The sequence below is a fragment of the uncultured Allobaculum sp. genome (genome assembly GCF_948576815.1).
GTDB lineage: Bacteria > Bacillota_I > Bacilli_A > Erysipelotrichales > Erysipelotrichaceae > Allobaculum > Allobaculum fili.
The window spans coordinates 1-15,144 of sequence record NZ_CAPAEZ010000064.1; the positions used below are offsets into that span (position 1 = coordinate 1).

Below are 15,144 nucleotides of genomic sequence, written 5' to 3' on the forward strand. Positions count from 1 at the left end.
ACTAACCTGATTTGTAAGTGAGCTTGTGAAGCTTAAGTGAACAGCATTGGAAAAAAAGGATACAAAAAAAGGATACAAGGGGATACGCGACAGGGAATTCTCGATAAAGAACAAAACTGGGAGCGGGTAAAGCAGCATCCGTCTGGATCAGCGGGCGATGAGCTTTCGAAGCAGCTGCATCAGAATGGATTCTCTGCGAAGCAGAAGCACGACGCCATAGACGCCAAAAAACAGAATGGCGCAGACAGCCAGACGCCAGAACGGACCCGCGTTCAGAAGGGAAGAGCTGATCAGCAGAACCGGCGAGGCAAAGAGCATGCCCCAAAGAAGCGGCCCCCATTCGATACGCCGGGACAGGCGCCTGAGCGGGCGGCGAAGCCGCGCAAACTGAATGATCAGTACCGCCGTTTCGGCAGCCAGCGTTCCAATCGCCGCACCGGTACTGCCCAGCAAGGGGATCAGAGCCAGATTAAGAAGAAAATCGACCAGCGCTCCGCCGATGACGGAATACAGGACTGTTTTTTCTTCGTTCTGGGGGACAAGAATCTGCATGCCGGTAATATTGGTCAGTCCGATCAGCAAAATGGTCGGCATGAGCACGATCATCGCCGGAATGGCGGGAAGAAATTCCGCACCCGAAAGCAGAAGGATGACGTCTTTGGCCATATTGCTGAAAAAGAGACAGCAGGGAATGGAAAAGAGAAGGACAAAGGAGAAGGCCTTCGAAACGAGTTTCCAGAAGCCTTTCATCTGATGATGCCGGGCATAAAAGGAAAGGCGCGGCAACAGTACAGTACCAAGAGAAGTGGTCATCGTCACCAGAATGGTTTTGACCTTGACCGAGGCGTTGTAGTAGCCGACGGCTGTATTGTCTTTCATGAAGCCGAGCATTACGACATCCAGACTCGTATAAACGGAAGAAGCCACGGCCATCGCAAAGAAACGAAGCATCGGCCTGAAGTGCTGACGGAAGTTCCATTTTCCCCGCTTTTTAAAAGGCACCAGTTTGCGAAGGTACCAGAAGTTGATCAGGCCCGAGCCAAAGGAGCTGATGACCGTTACCGCCGCGTACAGATTGACATCATGGGCGGAATGCACCAGCAGAAACAGCAGGACCAGACCGAGCGCCTTGAAAAACATGCCCGCCATCGAAATGTAGGTCAGCTGTTCAAGCGCCTGGAAGACCCAGTTCATGCCGATGATGTTCAGAAAAATCGCCGCGGAACAGATGATGTACATCGTCTGCTCGCTGGCAAGCGACGGGACGAGAATAAGCGAAAGGAAAAAAGCCCCGTAGGCGACGGCGCCCATGATCAGGTTGAGAATGAGAAGTTCCTGCACAGTCATGGACAGTCTGACGGGATCATCCCGTACCGACGCGCACGCTCTCACCCCGTAGACAGGTACGCCAAGCATAGCCGCCATAGTGAAATAGGAAACGTAGCTGGTTCCCATGGCGACCGCGCCGGTCCCGGCTGGACCAAGTACGCGCGAGGCGTACGGGAAGGTGATGAGCGGAAACAGAACGGACGAAATGTTGAGCAGGAAATTCATGAAGAAGTTGACCGTGATGGACGGCCGGTTCGAAGCGCGTTTCGACATGGAAGGATCCTTTCTTCAGAATTTCAGATGCACATGGTGCAGAATGCACCGTGAGCCGATGGCACACAAACGCATAGAAAGAAAGCTCGAATCGGTTCGAGCTCTCTGAAACGCCGTAAAAATAAAGTTTTTTCTGCTTTTTCCATATACCTGAGGAAAACTTAGACGGGCAGAAATGCCCGGGCATGTAAAAACGAGGCGAAAAAACCGACGTTATGATAGTACATAATAGACAATTCCGCATGGTCTGTACATTTGGCCATGCGAAAATAGACAGGCTAGACTAAAAAAATACACAGGTAAATCCCTCCGGCCTGCGGCCCGGAACGCAGATTTCCGGGGGCATGCGAGCAGAAAGGCGTGCGAAAATACCCGTGCAAACGCCTGTGTGAATGAACGCAGTTGCGTGAACAGAAAGGAAAGAAAAAGATGACCCGACTTGGCAAAATCAAACTGATCGCAGAAGTCCTCTGGAATCTTTTTCTCGTGTTCTTTCTGCCCTTTACCAGCCCGATGAAAGTCAAGATGCTTCTGACCTACGTCATCATCAACTGGATTTGCGGCCGCTACCGTCATAAGGCGTTTCTTATCTGGGATGAAGTCCGCTATATCGCGCAGGCGTATATCGGAATTTTTCTGGTTGACCTGCTTCTCTTTTCCTTGCGCGATCTGACGTGGGCAAGTTTTGGCTGGCTTGTTCTGTATTTGGTTCTGAGTCTGATCGGCGTGCTGCTTATCAACCGCTACGCCCACCTGATCTTCTGGAAATTCGTGAAGGAAAACGTTCTGATCGTCGGCACGGGCGAGATTGCGGCCAATGTCTACGACGTCTGCAAGCACAACCGTTTTTCGCTGCTCGACGTGCGTGGCTTTATCCGTCTTTCGCCCGATGAAAAAATCGAGCTGCCCGAAGCCGTCCAGAAATCGGTCGGCATTTACCCGTTAAGCGAACTCGAAAGCCAGATTCGCCAGAAGAAAATTTCAACGGTCATTGTGGCCGATGAATTTGTACCGGTCCCGGCGCTCAAAAAGCTGATGAACCGCATTCAGAAATGCGTCAAGAAAATCAAGTACATCCCCGTCATGGACGGGCAGATCAATTTTGCGACGACAATCGATGATTTTGACGGGCAGCTGATGATTTCCACCGCCAGCGGAAAAATGACGTGGGCGCAGAAGGCGTTCAAGCGCATGGTCGACATTCTGGCTGCCATTCCCGGCGTGCTGCTTTTGCTTCCCATGACGATTTACGTCTGGCACGTCAACCGCAAATACCATAATGAAGGGCCGATTTTCTTTTCGCAGGAGCGGATCGGCAAGGACGGCAAGCTCTTTAAAATTTACAAATACCGTTCCATGGTCATGAACGCGGATAAAGTTCTCGAAGACATGCTGAAAAAGGATCCGAAACTGCGGGAAGAATATGAAAAGAACAAGAAGCTCGAACACGATCCGCGCATCATTCCGGCCTGGGATCGTCTGCGCAGAAAAAATGTTGATGAGTTTCCGCAGTTTATCAACGTTCTTAAAGGCGACATGTCACTGATCGGACCGCGTCCGTACCTTCCAAGAGAACAGAAAGATATGGATGGCCATTACGAGGACATCATTCAGACCAAGCCTGGCATTACCGGCATGTGGCAGACCCACGGCCGTTCCAATGTCGATTTTGAACGGCGTCTCGAACTCGATTCGTACTACTACCACAACTGGAGTACGTGGCTCGACCTGACGCTGCTCGTACGCACACTGAAAATGCTGCTTTCCCGCGAGGACAACGGTGCCCGCTGAAAGCAGCATTTTTTGGTTTTATTCTGGATCCGAACTGGATTCTGGATCAGGCTCGGATCCGAAACGCTTTTCGTTTTCCTGTAAAACTGAGAATCCCTGAAACTTGTCGTGAAGAAAAAACATGGTAAACGTGCCCTGAGCGATGCGTTTGCCGGTTTCATCAAAGATTTCTACCGTATAGACCCCCGTCGACTTGCCGGCGTGAATGCGGCTCGCCTCAGCCGTAAGCCGGCCGGGTTTAGCAGCCGAAAGGCAGTTCATGGATGAACTGAGTGTCACAACCTGCCCGCCATCCGCGGTGGCGCAGACGCCGGCAGCCATGTCCGCCAGCGTGGCCAGGACACCGCCATGGACCATGCCGTAAATGTTGGTCAGCGAAGCCGTGGCGTTCAGTTCAGCGCACGCGTGTCCGTCACTGAGCGCCGTAATCGCCAGTCCGTTTTCCTTGAGAAACGGGTTGTGCGTATTGATGAATTCAATCGTCTTTTCGTACGATCTCGAATGATCCTTCATAAATTTCCTCCTTCGCAGGCGAACAGCCTTTTTACTTCCCGTTCTTTTCAAAAGGAAACAGGATGAATCGAAGCATTGTAAGCCGATCACTGATAAGATATCGAATATACATTCCAAAAGTCAGATCCTCTGATTCGATGGATAAAATAAAAACGTTAAGAAAAAGAAAAACAGCAGGGTTTTAAAATCCTGAAAACGGAAAACTGAGGTGGAAACGAAATGGATATTTTCTTCTGGATTATCGCAGCTCTTCTCGTCGGCATGGGCGGATTTACGGGCTACACAAACTGGAAGCTTTATTTTCAGTCCAGAAAAATGAGAGAACACGTACTGAAGACGCATCAGAATGCGAAGGAAGTCCATGTGGGGACAGTTCGCATCTGGATGTATGCGGCGATGTTCGCGGCATGTATCGGTCTAGGCATCATGATTCTGGTCATGCCGGCCGCAAGCGAAGCGGTGGAAGAAACCCGCTATTCGCAGGCGATCGTCTATTTTGGTCTGGCGGTCTTTGCGGCAGCCATGTTTGGCGAAGCGCTCTGCGACGGTACGATTGTCCTTACGCCGGATGCCATTTTGTATGAAGCGGATCTGATCCGTTTCAAGAACATTCGCGCCATAAAACCGGCCAAGGGCTGGTTCAAATCGAGCATGATTTATCTGACAAACGCCAAGGAGCTTGCCGTCAGCAAGAAAATGGCTGCCTGGACGATGGAAGAATGGGAGAAATGGAAAGAAGAGAAAAAATCCGCTCCCAAGTCCCGTAAGGAACGCCGTCTGGAAGCCCGCAGAAAGAGAGATGTGCAATGAGGAAACTGATCCTTTTAGGGGAAGGCTCATTTGGTCCGGCGCTGCTGGACAGCACGCTGGCCATTACCGGTCTGGAAGCGGATGAAGATACGTTCGCCATTCCAGGCGATAATGTGGATCGCATACGGCAGACGATGGATTCCATCTGCAACACCGTCCACAACAAGGACTCGCTGCTGATTCTATGCGATGCTGCCATGTCCAAGGCCATGCAGGAAGCGTGGCTTATTCTCGAAAAGCGGCACATGATCGAACGCATGTTCATCATCGCCGGCGCCAACGTCCCCTGCGTGGGCGCGGCGCTGCGCTATAAAGATCAGATCGCTTCCGATGGTGAACTCAGTCAGGTTCTTCTCGCCGAAGGCCGCAGCGGACTCACCCCGATCGGCATCTAGGCCATCCATCCTGACCCGACCCATAGTTGTCGGGACAGCTGAAAATCACAAATGGAAAACGAAAAAAAGCAGGAGCCGTCCTGCTTTTCTTTTTAGCCGGCTGTTTCTCAGAAGAAAGCGGGAGCAGCTCGCGCTCTCCGCGGTGTACGCTGCAGAATCCATTGACCCGGGCATATCAATTGAATCGGATTGTAAAATATGAAATTCGTTCAAATATATCATTTAAAAAGATTGAGAATGAAACGTTTTAACCGGGCATGAGACGTACGGGGAGAAACGAGAATGCTAAGATACAGGTGAGCAGTAGAACAGCTCGCTTCACAATCATATTCCCTTTCTTTAAAAACTTTCTTGAGTAGAGCCGGCGCAAGCCGGCTTTATTTTTTTGGGCTGTATGAACAATCTGGGGTACACTCAGCGCACAAAAGAAAAATATTCGCTAAAATTACCCGATGACATGAAGGCAAGGTTCTTAACTTTCTCTTATTACAGAACGGTAAGTCCTTTTTCAGGCGGCTTTACAGGTACAATGCATTTGAAATCCGAAGAGGGGGATTTCAGACGCGTTTTTTTAAAGCCAGGACGGGCGCATGAAGCGCTTCGGTCGGCCCAAAAAGGGGAAAAGGGCCTGTGCTATAATCGAACGGAGGAAACCTGACTATGAAGCAAGACAAATTACTGATCACCATGTTCTCGAGTGCCGACTCAGTAGCCGGTCAGGGTGTGGGAAGCGCCTATGAGGAGCAGGTTCGCCTGATTCAGGAAGGAGCTTCCGACCTGTTTGACGTGGAAATCAACAAGTGGACATCGAATCCGGATATCCAGCATTTTCATACGCTGGATCCCGCGTTTCTGATCCGCCTGAAAAACAAAAAGTCCGTCAATATTGCTTACTGCCATTTTCTCCCCGATACCCTGGAGGAATCGCTGAAAATTCCAGAGTTCCTTTATCCGACGGCCGAAAAATACATTATCAATTTTTACAATTCCGCCGACCGCCTCGTCGTGGTCAACCCTTCCTTTATTAAGGAACTGGAAAAATACGGAATTGACCGATCGAAAATTTATTACATTCCGAACTATGTTTCCAAGGAAAAATTCCATCGCCTGCCCGAGGCCGACCGTCTCGAAATGCGCCAGCGCTACGGGCTGAAGCCGGATGATTTTGTCATTCTCGGCTGCGGCCAGGTGCAGACGCGCAAAGGCGTGCAGGACTTCGTCGCCACGGCGAAAGCCATGCCTGATGCCCAGTTTGTCTGGGCCGGCGGCTTCTCCTTTGGTCCAATGACCGAAGGCTACGAAGAACTGAAGAAAATGATGGACAATCCGCCAGCCAACGTGACCTTTACCGGCATTGTCGAGCGGGAAGAAATGGTCCGGATTTACAACATGGCGGATGTTCTGTTCATCCCCAGCTATAACGAGCTTTTCCCGATGACCATTCTGGAGGCAGTCAATCTGTCGCTGCCGCTGGTTACCCGGGATCTGGATCTGTACCGGGATATCCTCTTTGACGACTATCTGCGGGGCAATTCCAACGAAGAGTTCTGCGAACTGCTCTCCGCTCTGAAAAACAACGAAGAGCTGTACACCTTCTGGTCGCACAAGAGCGATCACTTATCCGAATTCTATTCCCGCGAACACGTGCTGGATCTCTGGCGAAAATTTTATGTGGATGCGTGGAAGGAAAAATTCGAGACTCCAAAGGAGCCCGAACATGCGCCCGAATAAAAAAGTCTTCTGGAATATTCTTCTGATTGTCGCGGTAACCGTTGTGGCGATGTATTTTGCGCTGAAAGACAACTTCAGTCAGATTGTCGCCGCCATCGCGCAGATGAATATTTTCTCCCTGATTTTTGTTCTGGGGTGGGGCCTGGCCATCAACGTCGTGATCGGCGCGGGCTACATGGTTCTGGCAAGACATTACCAAAAGAATTATTCGCTCAAGCAGGGAACCGTCGTCGCGTTTACGGGAACGTTCTTTGCGGGAATTACGCCGTCTTCAACCGGCGGCCAGTTCGGTCAGGTTTACGTCCTGAAAAAGCAGGGCTTTTCCTACAGCGACAGCGTGGGACTGCTCTGGGCAGATTTCATTATTTATCAGACCGTCATGATGATTTACGTGACGCTTCTGTTCATCTTCCGCTTTACGCACTACGTCAATCTCAATGCGTGGGTGTGGATCGTTGCCGCGGGCTATCTGGTCAATCTGGTCGTCATCGCAGCGCTGTATACCCTCGCGCTGTTTCCAAAAATGTATATCTGGCTTTCCGGCAAGCTTCCCATTTGGCTTTCGAAGCTGCATCTGATTAAAAATCCGGAAGAGCAGGTCAGCATCTGGATGGAACAGGTGACCGGCTTTACCGAGCAGATCCGCAGTCTCTCTAAAAACAAGAAGCTTGTTCTGAAAACCGCTCTCGTCAACTTCGTTCGTCTGACGATGTACTTCTCCCTGCCGTATCTGGTGGCGATTGCCCTGGGCATCCCGCTGTCGATCGATCAGCTGATCGATACCATGGCGCTGGCTTCCTTTGTCACGATGGCCAACAGCTTTGTTCCCCTGCCCGGCGCAAGCGGCGGTACAGAAGTGTTCTTTACGATGCTTTTTTCCGGCATGCTTGGAAAGCTGACCGGTGCCGTGCTTCTCATATGGCGCTTTGCTTCCTATTACATCCCTGTAATTGGCGGGGCGCTGGTGTTCATGATTTTCAAAAACCGCATGACCGCCAAAGAAGAAAAGGAAAAGCTCAGCGAAATTTCAGCGGATCTTTCATCGAGCGGCGATGGAGAGGCAAAAGCCGAATCGAATGTCCGTCCGGATTCGGAAAAAGCCGATCCAGACCTCGATTCGAAGACCGAAACGCCTGCTTTGAACACGGAATCTTCTTCGGGCAGCGAGCCGGCAACGCCGCAAGGGGATGCCGGCAAAACTCGGAACATGTCCATCGTATCTTTGCCCTCCGCGCTTTCGGCATCGGATGCGCCCTGCGCAAAGATCGAACCTGGAATCTGAACAGCGTGTAAGCCGCCTGCGATTTCGGATCACAAGCGGCTTTTTTTCTGGGCGCTTTGCCGTGGACAAGGCGTATAATCGTTAGCTGAATACACTTTTGTACAGGTAAACTGTAAAAGAAGAAATCCCAGAAAAACCGATACAAAAGGCGTGCATGCGGAGTTGCCCGGCGGCACCCGTGCACACACCGTATGCATGAGAAAAGCGGGAATTTGAAAAATGGCCCGCACCCACTAAGACGCAGACCCCTTTCTTCGGGGTGTTCGCCGATCAGACATTAAGACGATAGATACGTTTAGAGAAACAGAAACTTTTTGAAATAGAAGGTTTTCGAAACCGAAATTCTGAGAAATAGAAATCTTGAGAAATAGAAATTCAGGAAAGGATGAGGAAAATGAGAATCGCACTGGTCAGTGATACGTATGTACCGGATATTAACGGTGTGGTCAGTTCGACGGTGACGCTGAAAAACGCCCTCGAAAAGGCCGGCCATACGGTTTTTGTGATCACAAACCACGCCGGAACCAAAATCGACTATGAGGACGGCATTCTGCGTCTTCCGGGATTCCGGCTCAAAAGTCTTTACGGCTATAAGGTCTCTTCTCCCATCAATCTGGGTGCTGCCGCCTATATTGAAGAGATGAATCTGGATGTGATTCATCTGCAGACCAATTTTGGCGTCGGCCTGTACGGACAGCACATGGCCAAGACGCTGTCCATCCCTCTGGTCGAAACGTACCATACGATGTTTACCGACTATACCCACTACATCAATCCGCGCGGCAACGAAAAGATCGACCGCTTTTCCAAGGACGCCATCAAGGCGGCCAGCCGCAAAGTCTGCAACAATGTGCAGGCAGTGGTGGCGCCGAGTGAAAAAACGCGCGAAGCGCTTATTGAATACGGTGTGCTCGCGCCGATTTACGTTATTCCGACCGGTCTGGATTTAAGCCGGTTTACCGACATTGATCCGCAGGACGAGGAAGTCCGTGCCATTCGTGCTCGGGTGAGTGAGGATCCCAAAGCAGTCATTCTCGTCTTCGTTGGCCGTCTGGCCAAGGAAAAGTCGCTGGAAATGCCTATTGATGCGATCTCATCGTGTTCCAATCCGCACGTTCATCTGGCGGTTGTCGGCGATGGACCGGACGCGGACTACTACAAGGCGTATGCTGCTGCAAGACCGGGCAGCGAGCGCATTCATTTTCTGGGTGCAGCTCCCCGCGACAGCATTGGGAAATACTATCAGGCGTTTGACGCGTTTGTTTCCGCCTCGCTCTCCGAGACGCAGGGCATGACGTATCTGGAAGCCATGGCTGCCGGCTGCATGGTTTTCGGACGCCGTGATGAAGTGCTGGACGATTTGCTGGAAGAAGGTACAACCGGCTTTTACTTCAACAGCCCGGAAGAACTGAATGTAAAAATTGAACAGTTTATCGCGCTCGATCCCGCCAAAAAAGAGGAAGCCCGTGAGAAATGTCAGGAGAAAATCCGGCCGATGACCGCGGAAAACTTCGCTTCGGCCATGGAAGGCGTGTACCGGCAGGCGATTGAAGACTACTCGCACACGTTTGAAGTCAGCCGCATTCAGTTTTCCGGCGACTATATCCTTCTGACGCTCGAACGCGATTCTTCCGATGAGCCTGTCAAGCTGCTCATGCCCATGGACGATTTCCACGATCTGAAAATCGCCATCGGCACCAAGCTCGACGGCTATCTGGTCAGCAGCTATCTGGACCTGCAGAAATTTTACTGGTGCATGTATAAAACCAAAAATCGTCTGGCTGGCCGCAACATGACGCGCAAGCAGGCCGTCGACTACTGCATGCTCAAGCTCAAGGCGCCGCTTCCGATTGCCGAGCAGGCTGCCGATGAACTGGTCGCCGCCGGTCTCATTGACGACCGCCGCTACGCGATGGAAAAAGCGGATTACTGCCAGTCCTGCGGTCTGAGCCGCAAGCAGGTCGAATCCCGTCTGTACAAAGTCGGCATCGACCGGGAAATTATCCGGGAAGCGTGCGCCAGTCTTTCCGAGGAAAAAGAACACAGTAACGCCGGTCAGGCTGCCCGCCGCCTGGCCCGCACAATCAAAACCAAATCCAGCAGGGAAACCCGAAGAACGGTAACCCAGAAGCTGATGGCGCGCGGCTATTCGTTTGAGGCCGCCAAGGACGCGGCCGAAGAGCTGGTCTTTGACGAAGACGCGGACGCCAACGCCCTGCAGGCGGCATTCGCGAAAGCCATGCGGCTGAACGCTTCCCGACCGCCCGAACAGAAAAAAGAGCGCATCCGGATGTACTGCCTGCGGCAGGGCTTCGAACGGGCCGATATTGATGAGCTTTTGGAGAGTGAAAATTTATGATCAGTGAACTTCTTGCGGAAGGGAATATTACCTTTCCCTGCCTGATCGCCCGCAGTGAAATCGGGCGAAGCAATAAAAACGTGCCTTACCTCTCCTTCGATCTTCAGGATTCCAGCGCCGTGCTCGACGCCCGCTACTGGAATCTGACCGAAGAAGAAGCCCGTCAGTGGAAAGAAGGCATGGTCGTCGAAGTGAGCGGCGAACTCAAGCGCTACCGCAACGCGTGGCAGCTGCGCGTGTTCTCGATTCGTCCGATCGAGGGCAACCCGGTCGACTATACCCCAAGCGCTCCTCTGCCGCGGCAGTCGATGGAAGAAGAAATCAACCGTCTGATTGACGGCATTTCCAGCCAGGCGATTCACGATATCGTTCGCATGGTTCTCGATGAAAACTGGGAAGACTTCTTCACGTTCCCGGCAGCCGTGCGCAACCATCATCACTGCCCGGGCGGTCTGGCCTGGCATACGCTGGCCATGGCGCATCTGGCGCAGAGCCTTCTCGATCTGTACGAATGGCTTAACTACGACTTGCTGATCGGGGGCGTTCTGCTCCACGATGCGGCCAAAGTCGAAGAATATACCGATCCGGTCGTTCCGGAATATTCCACATCCGGCAATCTGGTCGGTCACATTTCTCTGGGCGCGCAGTATATTGACCGCGCGGCCATGAAACTCGGTCTGGAAGACAGCGAGGAAGCAGCGCTGCTCAAGCACATGGTGCTCAGTCACCACGGCAAGCACGAATATGGATCGCCGGTTCTGCCGATGATTCCGGAAGCCGAAGCGCTCAGTGCCATCGACAATCTCGATGCCCGCCTGTTCATGATTCATGAAGCGGTGGAAGTGCTGAGCCCGGGAACCTTCTCCCAGCGCAATCCGCGTCTCGATAATCGGATGTTCTACCGCAAAAGCTGGGATGACGACAGCACGCACCGTCCGTACACCCAGGACTTCCTGAATACGCAAAAGGAAACGGCTGGCCGTTCCCAGAACAAGCCGGATTCCGAAGCGGCCAAAGCGCAGTCGGGACAAGAGCAGCAGCCGGAACAGGCTGAAAAAGCTGCAAAAACGGAAAGAGCCGAAAAAACCGGGAAAAAAGGAGAAGACTCCAGAACGTCTTCCAGATCCCGCCGGGATTCGGACACGGGTTCTTCCCGCCCAAGAAGCAAGGAAAAAGTCTGGACGTTCTAGAATTCAAAAATCCGGAAAATCCAGAATCCGAAGGATTCGCATTAAAAACCGAAAGACGATACGAAAACAGGGAGCCATCTCCCTGTTTTCTATATGCCGGGTTTTCTATATGCCGGTCTGATTTTTGCAAGCCAGTTCAAACTGCGCAAAACCGGCGCAGTCAAACCAATAGGGCCATGCGCCGAAAAACCGTACTTTAAAGGAAAAACAGGGTAAAGTGATTCCTGTCGGCCAGATCCTGCGCAAAAGCACTCGATGGCTGAAGTCTTCCTCCCAAACGGGAGAAGATCGCAAACGAAAACCTGAATAAACGGGTTTGTGCAAAACCCGGACACCGAATACAGAACACAGAAAAGGAGAACGTATGAAAGTTGGATTTGTATCTCTTGGATGCTCCAAGAACCTTGTGGATTCCGAAGAAATGATGGGCATGCTGAAGGCAGCCGGCCATATTCTCGTCTCGGATCCGCGCCATGCCGAAGCCATTATCGTCAATACGTGCGGGTTCATTAACCCCGCCAAGGAAGAAAGCATCCGCACCATTTTTGAAATGACGCGCTATGCCGACAAGGTCATCGTGACCGGCTGCCTGGCTCAGCGCTATGAAAAGGAACTGCGCGAACAGATCCCGGAAGTGGCCGCCGTTGTACCGCTCAAGGACTATGCCAAGCTGCCTGCCATTCTGAAAGATATTTTGAATCAGGAAAGCGAAGTTCCTTACCTAAAGCAGTATCGGACAATTTCCGGCAACCCGTGGAGCGCGTATGTAAAGGTAAGCGACGGTTGCTCTAACCGGTGCGCTTTTTGTGCAATTCCTTTGATAAGAGGAAATCAACACAGTAAGCTTATACATGAAGTAAGGGAAGAAGCGGAATACCTTGCTTCCAGCGGTGTCACTGAGCTCACCCTGATTGCTCAGGATACGACCAAATATGGCCTCGACAACTACGGTCAGCTGATGCTCGCCGATCTCCTTCGTGAGCTCAACGACATCGAAGGCATTCACTGGATTCGCATTCTTTACATGTATCCGGATGAAATCGAAGATGACCTGCTCGAAGCCATGCGCGCCAGCAAAAAAGTCGTTCCGTATTTCGATATCCCCATGCAGCATGCGAACAACCGTCTACTGAAGAAAATGAATCGCCGGGGAACGAAAGAGGACGTACTCGCTCTCACCCGCAAAATTCGAGCAATGTTTCCGGAGGCAGTGCTTCGAACTACTGTGATTGTCGGATTCCCTTCTGAAACGGAAGAAGAATTCAATGAACTGCTGGACTTTATCAGGGAGGTTCGCTGGGACAGACTGGGCGCCTTCACCTATTCGAGGGAAGAAGATACCCCGGCCGATAAAATGGACGATCAGATTGATGAATCGATCGCCGCGGACCGTCTGAACCGCCTGATGGCTGTTCAGAAAGAAATCAGTCAGGAAAGCAACAGAAACAAAATCGGGAAAGTGATGGAAGTTCTGGTGGAAGAACAGGAAGCGCTGACCGGCCGCTATCGCGGACGTTCCATGGCGGACGCCCCGGATGAAGTGGATGGTCAGGTAATCTTCACTGCCTCTTCTCCAGTCGAATGCGGAACGTACGTTCCGGTTCGCATTACCGATGCCACTCAATATGATCTGATTGGAATCTATGAGGGATAAGTTCCTCTCAGAAGAATTCATGGAGCGGCATGGTTGCATTCAAGGAGGTTGTTGACCATGACCAAAGAACAGTTAGTTGATGCTTTGAAAGCAGCCGTCGGAGGCACACCTTACGGCGACATGCTCGTGGACGAAGCAGCTGTAACGTATGACGATAAGGATAAAAAGTACGGACAGGATATGAAAGATCGCCTGGACGAACGCCTTGGCATCCTGAAAGCCTACGAACGCATTCATAAAGACGCCGGCGCAGACGCGAAAGCCACTGCCGAAGCCGACAAGATTGCGATCGTTGAAAAAGCGCTCGCTGCTCTGAAATAACAGACCATCAACAGGTTCATCCTGAAGAATACCTTGTTCAGAAAATGCCGTTCTGGCAGATCCTGAACGCTTTCATCCCATGGATGGAAGGACGACCGGCAAAACCGGCATGATAATGAGCTCGTTTGTGCTCATTGGGAGAATACAATCATGACCAAAGAAGAACTCGTCAGCACACTGAAAGCCGCAGTCGGCGGCACCGCTTATGGTGATTCCCTTGTGGAAGAAGCCGCAGCTACCTATGACGATGCTGACAAGAAATACGGACAGAACATGAAAGACCGTCTCGACGAAAAACTCGGTGTTCTGAAAGCGTATGAGCGCATCCATAAAGATGCAGGTGCAGAAGCTAAAGCTACAGCCGAAGCCGACAAGATCGCTATCGTAGAAAAAGCTCTCGCCGCTCTGAAGTAAGAGTACCGGCCTATACCGATAAAAAAGATCGTTTGATCCAGGAGATAAAAATCATGACTAAATCCGAATTCGAAGCAAAACTGAATGCCGCTGTAGGCGGAACTGCATATGGTGACGAAATCGTAAAAGACCTCGTTGATCATTTCGACGAAACTGGCAAATACGCACAGACTGCCAAAGATCGTCTGGATGACAGAATGGGATCCCTCAAAGGCTGGGCTAAACGTCATGCTGACGAAGGCGACGCTGCTGCCGCAAAAGCAGAAGAAGCCAAGATTGCTATCGTAGAAAAAGCACTGGCTGCTATTGAATAAGCGCAAGCCAATCCAAAACCGAATAAAAGACCCTTACGGGGCATGGACAATGTCCATGCCCCGTTTCTGACTTTTTAAATATAACGGCCGGGCTGTCTTTCCTCTGGACAGGATCACAGGACACCTGTCCGAAAAAGGAACCGACAGAATGCGGGCCGGGAAAGGGGAGTGTCCATCGTGTACGATGAGCTGGAACTCCAGGAATTTCACGCCCTGGCGCCTGTCGTATCGGATACAAGCACCACGCTCATTCTCATGTCGATGCCAAGCGTCGATTCCGAGCGGGAACAGTTTTATTTTGCGGACACCAGCAATCGCTTCTGGCCGCTGATGTCCACGCTTTATCACATGCCAGCCAAAACCAGGCAGGAGCGCCTCGATCTGCTTGCGAAAAATCACATCGCGCTGTGGTCGGTCATTCAGTCGTGCCTGCGCCACGAAAGCCGGGAAGATACGATGCAGGATATTGTTCTCAATGATGTCCATGCCTTTTTGAAACAGTATCCGAAAATCAGTCGGATCGTCTGCATCAGCCACGATACGTACCGGCTTTTGCAGGAAGCCGATGCACAGGCTGCTGCCATGGCTTACGAAGTGCCGTCGCCCTCGGCTGCCGATCTCTGGTACGATTCGACCGAAAAGCTGATGGCGGCCTATGCCAGAGCGCTTGGTCTTCGCTAGACAGGCTATAAACAAAGACTGGAATCCGTCAAAAACAAAAGTAAGTGTCAAACAATCGACGGGTATACGCGAGACTGAATATTAGAT

The 15,144-nt window shown here is 51.5% G+C and carries 14 protein-coding genes; 12 read left to right on the forward strand and 2 right to left on the reverse strand.

Features of this window, described 5'->3' with window-relative positions:
- Positions 1–147 precede the first annotated feature (147 nt).
- Complete coding sequence (locus Q2J39_RS08665; RefSeq protein ID WP_230268028.1) at positions 148–1,602, reverse strand: flippase; 1,455 nt, start codon at positions 1,600–1,602, stop codon at positions 148–150.
- Between the two features lie 429 nt (positions 1,603–2,031).
- Between Q2J39_RS08665 and Q2J39_RS08670 the strand changes: the two genes are divergently transcribed.
- Positions 2,032–3,393: a sugar transferase gene (locus Q2J39_RS08670; protein ID WP_288340157.1), complete on the forward strand. Its 1,362-nt coding sequence runs from the start codon at positions 2,032–2,034 to the stop codon at positions 3,391–3,393.
- 18 nt (positions 3,394–3,411) lie between these two features.
- Here Q2J39_RS08670 and Q2J39_RS08675 read toward each other — a convergent pair whose 3' ends face one another.
- Positions 3,412–3,906 (reverse strand): PaaI family thioesterase, encoded by a 495-nt coding sequence (locus Q2J39_RS08675; protein ID WP_288340155.1) that lies wholly within the window; start codon positions 3,904–3,906, stop codon positions 3,412–3,414.
- A gap of 219 nt (positions 3,907–4,125) precedes the next feature.
- On the opposite strand from Q2J39_RS08675, the gene Q2J39_RS08680 reads away from it, so the two are divergent.
- From Q2J39_RS08680 to Q2J39_RS08730, 11 genes are all read left to right on the forward strand, one after another.
- Complete coding sequence (locus Q2J39_RS08680; RefSeq protein WP_288340153.1) at positions 4,126–4,716, forward strand: hypothetical protein; 591 nt, start codon at positions 4,126–4,128, stop codon at positions 4,714–4,716.
- Positions 4,713–5,111: a hypothetical protein gene (locus Q2J39_RS08685; RefSeq protein ID WP_288340151.1), complete on the forward strand. Its 399-nt coding sequence runs from the start codon at positions 4,713–4,715 to the stop codon at positions 5,109–5,111. The genes Q2J39_RS08680 and Q2J39_RS08685 overlap by 4 nt, the downstream gene beginning before the upstream one ends.
- Before the next feature lie 660 nt (positions 5,112–5,771).
- On the forward strand, positions 5,772–6,842 hold the full coding sequence (locus tag Q2J39_RS08690; RefSeq protein WP_288340149.1) for a glycosyltransferase family 4 protein: 1,071 nt from the start codon (positions 5,772–5,774) through the stop codon (positions 6,840–6,842).
- On the forward strand, positions 6,829–8,124 hold the full coding sequence (locus tag Q2J39_RS08695; protein ID WP_288340147.1) for a lysylphosphatidylglycerol synthase transmembrane domain-containing protein: 1,296 nt from the start codon (positions 6,829–6,831) through the stop codon (positions 8,122–8,124). The genes Q2J39_RS08690 and Q2J39_RS08695 overlap by 14 nt, the downstream gene beginning before the upstream one ends.
- Before the next feature lie 394 nt (positions 8,125–8,518).
- Entirely contained in the window at positions 8,519–10,483 is a 1,965-nt protein-coding gene (locus Q2J39_RS08700) for a glycosyltransferase (protein ID WP_288340145.1), read from the forward strand.
- The gene (locus Q2J39_RS08705) at positions 10,480–11,673 is read left to right on the forward strand and encodes a 3'-5' exoribonuclease YhaM family protein (RefSeq protein WP_288340143.1); all 1,194 of its coding nucleotides are present in this window, start codon (positions 10,480–10,482) and stop codon (positions 11,671–11,673) included. Before Q2J39_RS08700 ends, Q2J39_RS08705 begins: the two co-directional genes overlap by 4 nt.
- Positions 11,674–12,037: 364 nt before the next feature.
- A complete protein-coding gene (rimO, locus tag Q2J39_RS08710; RefSeq protein WP_230268019.1) occupies positions 12,038–13,327 on the forward strand; it encodes a 30S ribosomal protein S12 methylthiotransferase RimO in 1,290 nt (429 codons plus the stop codon).
- Between the two features lie 57 nt (positions 13,328–13,384).
- Positions 13,385–13,648: an FRAT-87 protein gene (locus Q2J39_RS08715; protein WP_230268018.1), complete on the forward strand. Its 264-nt coding sequence runs from the start codon at positions 13,385–13,387 to the stop codon at positions 13,646–13,648.
- A 150-nt stretch (positions 13,649–13,798) separates the two neighbouring features.
- The gene (locus Q2J39_RS08720) at positions 13,799–14,062 is read left to right on the forward strand and encodes an FRAT-87 protein (RefSeq protein WP_230268017.1); all 264 of its coding nucleotides are present in this window, start codon (positions 13,799–13,801) and stop codon (positions 14,060–14,062) included.
- A gap of 53 nt (positions 14,063–14,115) precedes the next feature.
- On the forward strand, positions 14,116–14,376 hold the full coding sequence (locus Q2J39_RS08725) for an FRAT-87 protein (RefSeq protein WP_230268016.1): 261 nt from the start codon (positions 14,116–14,118) through the stop codon (positions 14,374–14,376).
- A gap of 168 nt (positions 14,377–14,544) precedes the next feature.
- Positions 14,545–15,057 carry a DNA-deoxyinosine glycosylase gene (locus Q2J39_RS08730; RefSeq protein ID WP_288340140.1) on the forward strand — a complete coding sequence of 171 codons (513 nt, stop codon included), beginning with the start codon at positions 14,545–14,547 and terminating at the stop codon, positions 15,055–15,057.
- Positions 15,058–15,144: the final 87 nt, after the last annotated feature.

Excerpts from the sequence above, each read along its gene's own strand:
- Q2J39_RS08665 (WP_230268028.1), bottom strand. The coding sequence starts at position 1,602 with ATGTCGAAACGCGCTTCGAACCGGCCGTCCATCACGGTCAACTTCTTC.
- Q2J39_RS08700 (WP_288340145.1), top strand. The coding sequence starts at position 8,519 with ATGAGAATCGCACTGGTCAGTGATACGTATGTACCGGATATTAACGGT.
- Q2J39_RS08670 (WP_288340157.1), top strand. The coding sequence starts at position 2,032 with ATGACCCGACTTGGCAAAATCAAACTGATCGCAGAAGTCCTCTGGAAT.
- Q2J39_RS08725 (WP_230268016.1), top strand. The coding sequence starts at position 14,116 with ATGACTAAATCCGAATTCGAAGCAAAACTGAATGCCGCTGTAGGCGGA.
- Q2J39_RS08715 (WP_230268018.1), top strand. The coding sequence starts at position 13,385 with ATGACCAAAGAACAGTTAGTTGATGCTTTGAAAGCAGCCGTCGGAGGC.
- Q2J39_RS08675 (WP_288340155.1), bottom strand. The coding sequence starts at position 3,906 with ATGAAGGATCATTCGAGATCGTACGAAAAGACGATTGAATTCATCAAT.
- Q2J39_RS08695 (WP_288340147.1), top strand. The coding sequence starts at position 6,829 with ATGCGCCCGAATAAAAAAGTCTTCTGGAATATTCTTCTGATTGTCGCG.
- Q2J39_RS08685 (WP_288340151.1), top strand. The coding sequence starts at position 4,713 with ATGAGGAAACTGATCCTTTTAGGGGAAGGCTCATTTGGTCCGGCGCTG.
- Q2J39_RS08690 (WP_288340149.1), top strand. The coding sequence starts at position 5,772 with ATGAAGCAAGACAAATTACTGATCACCATGTTCTCGAGTGCCGACTCA.
- Q2J39_RS08680 (WP_288340153.1), top strand. The coding sequence starts at position 4,126 with ATGGATATTTTCTTCTGGATTATCGCAGCTCTTCTCGTCGGCATGGGC.
- rimO (WP_230268019.1), top strand. The coding sequence starts at position 12,038 with ATGAAAGTTGGATTTGTATCTCTTGGATGCTCCAAGAACCTTGTGGAT.
- Q2J39_RS08720 (WP_230268017.1), top strand. The coding sequence starts at position 13,799 with ATGACCAAAGAAGAACTCGTCAGCACACTGAAAGCCGCAGTCGGCGGC.
- Q2J39_RS08705 (WP_288340143.1), top strand. The coding sequence starts at position 10,480 with ATGATCAGTGAACTTCTTGCGGAAGGGAATATTACCTTTCCCTGCCTG.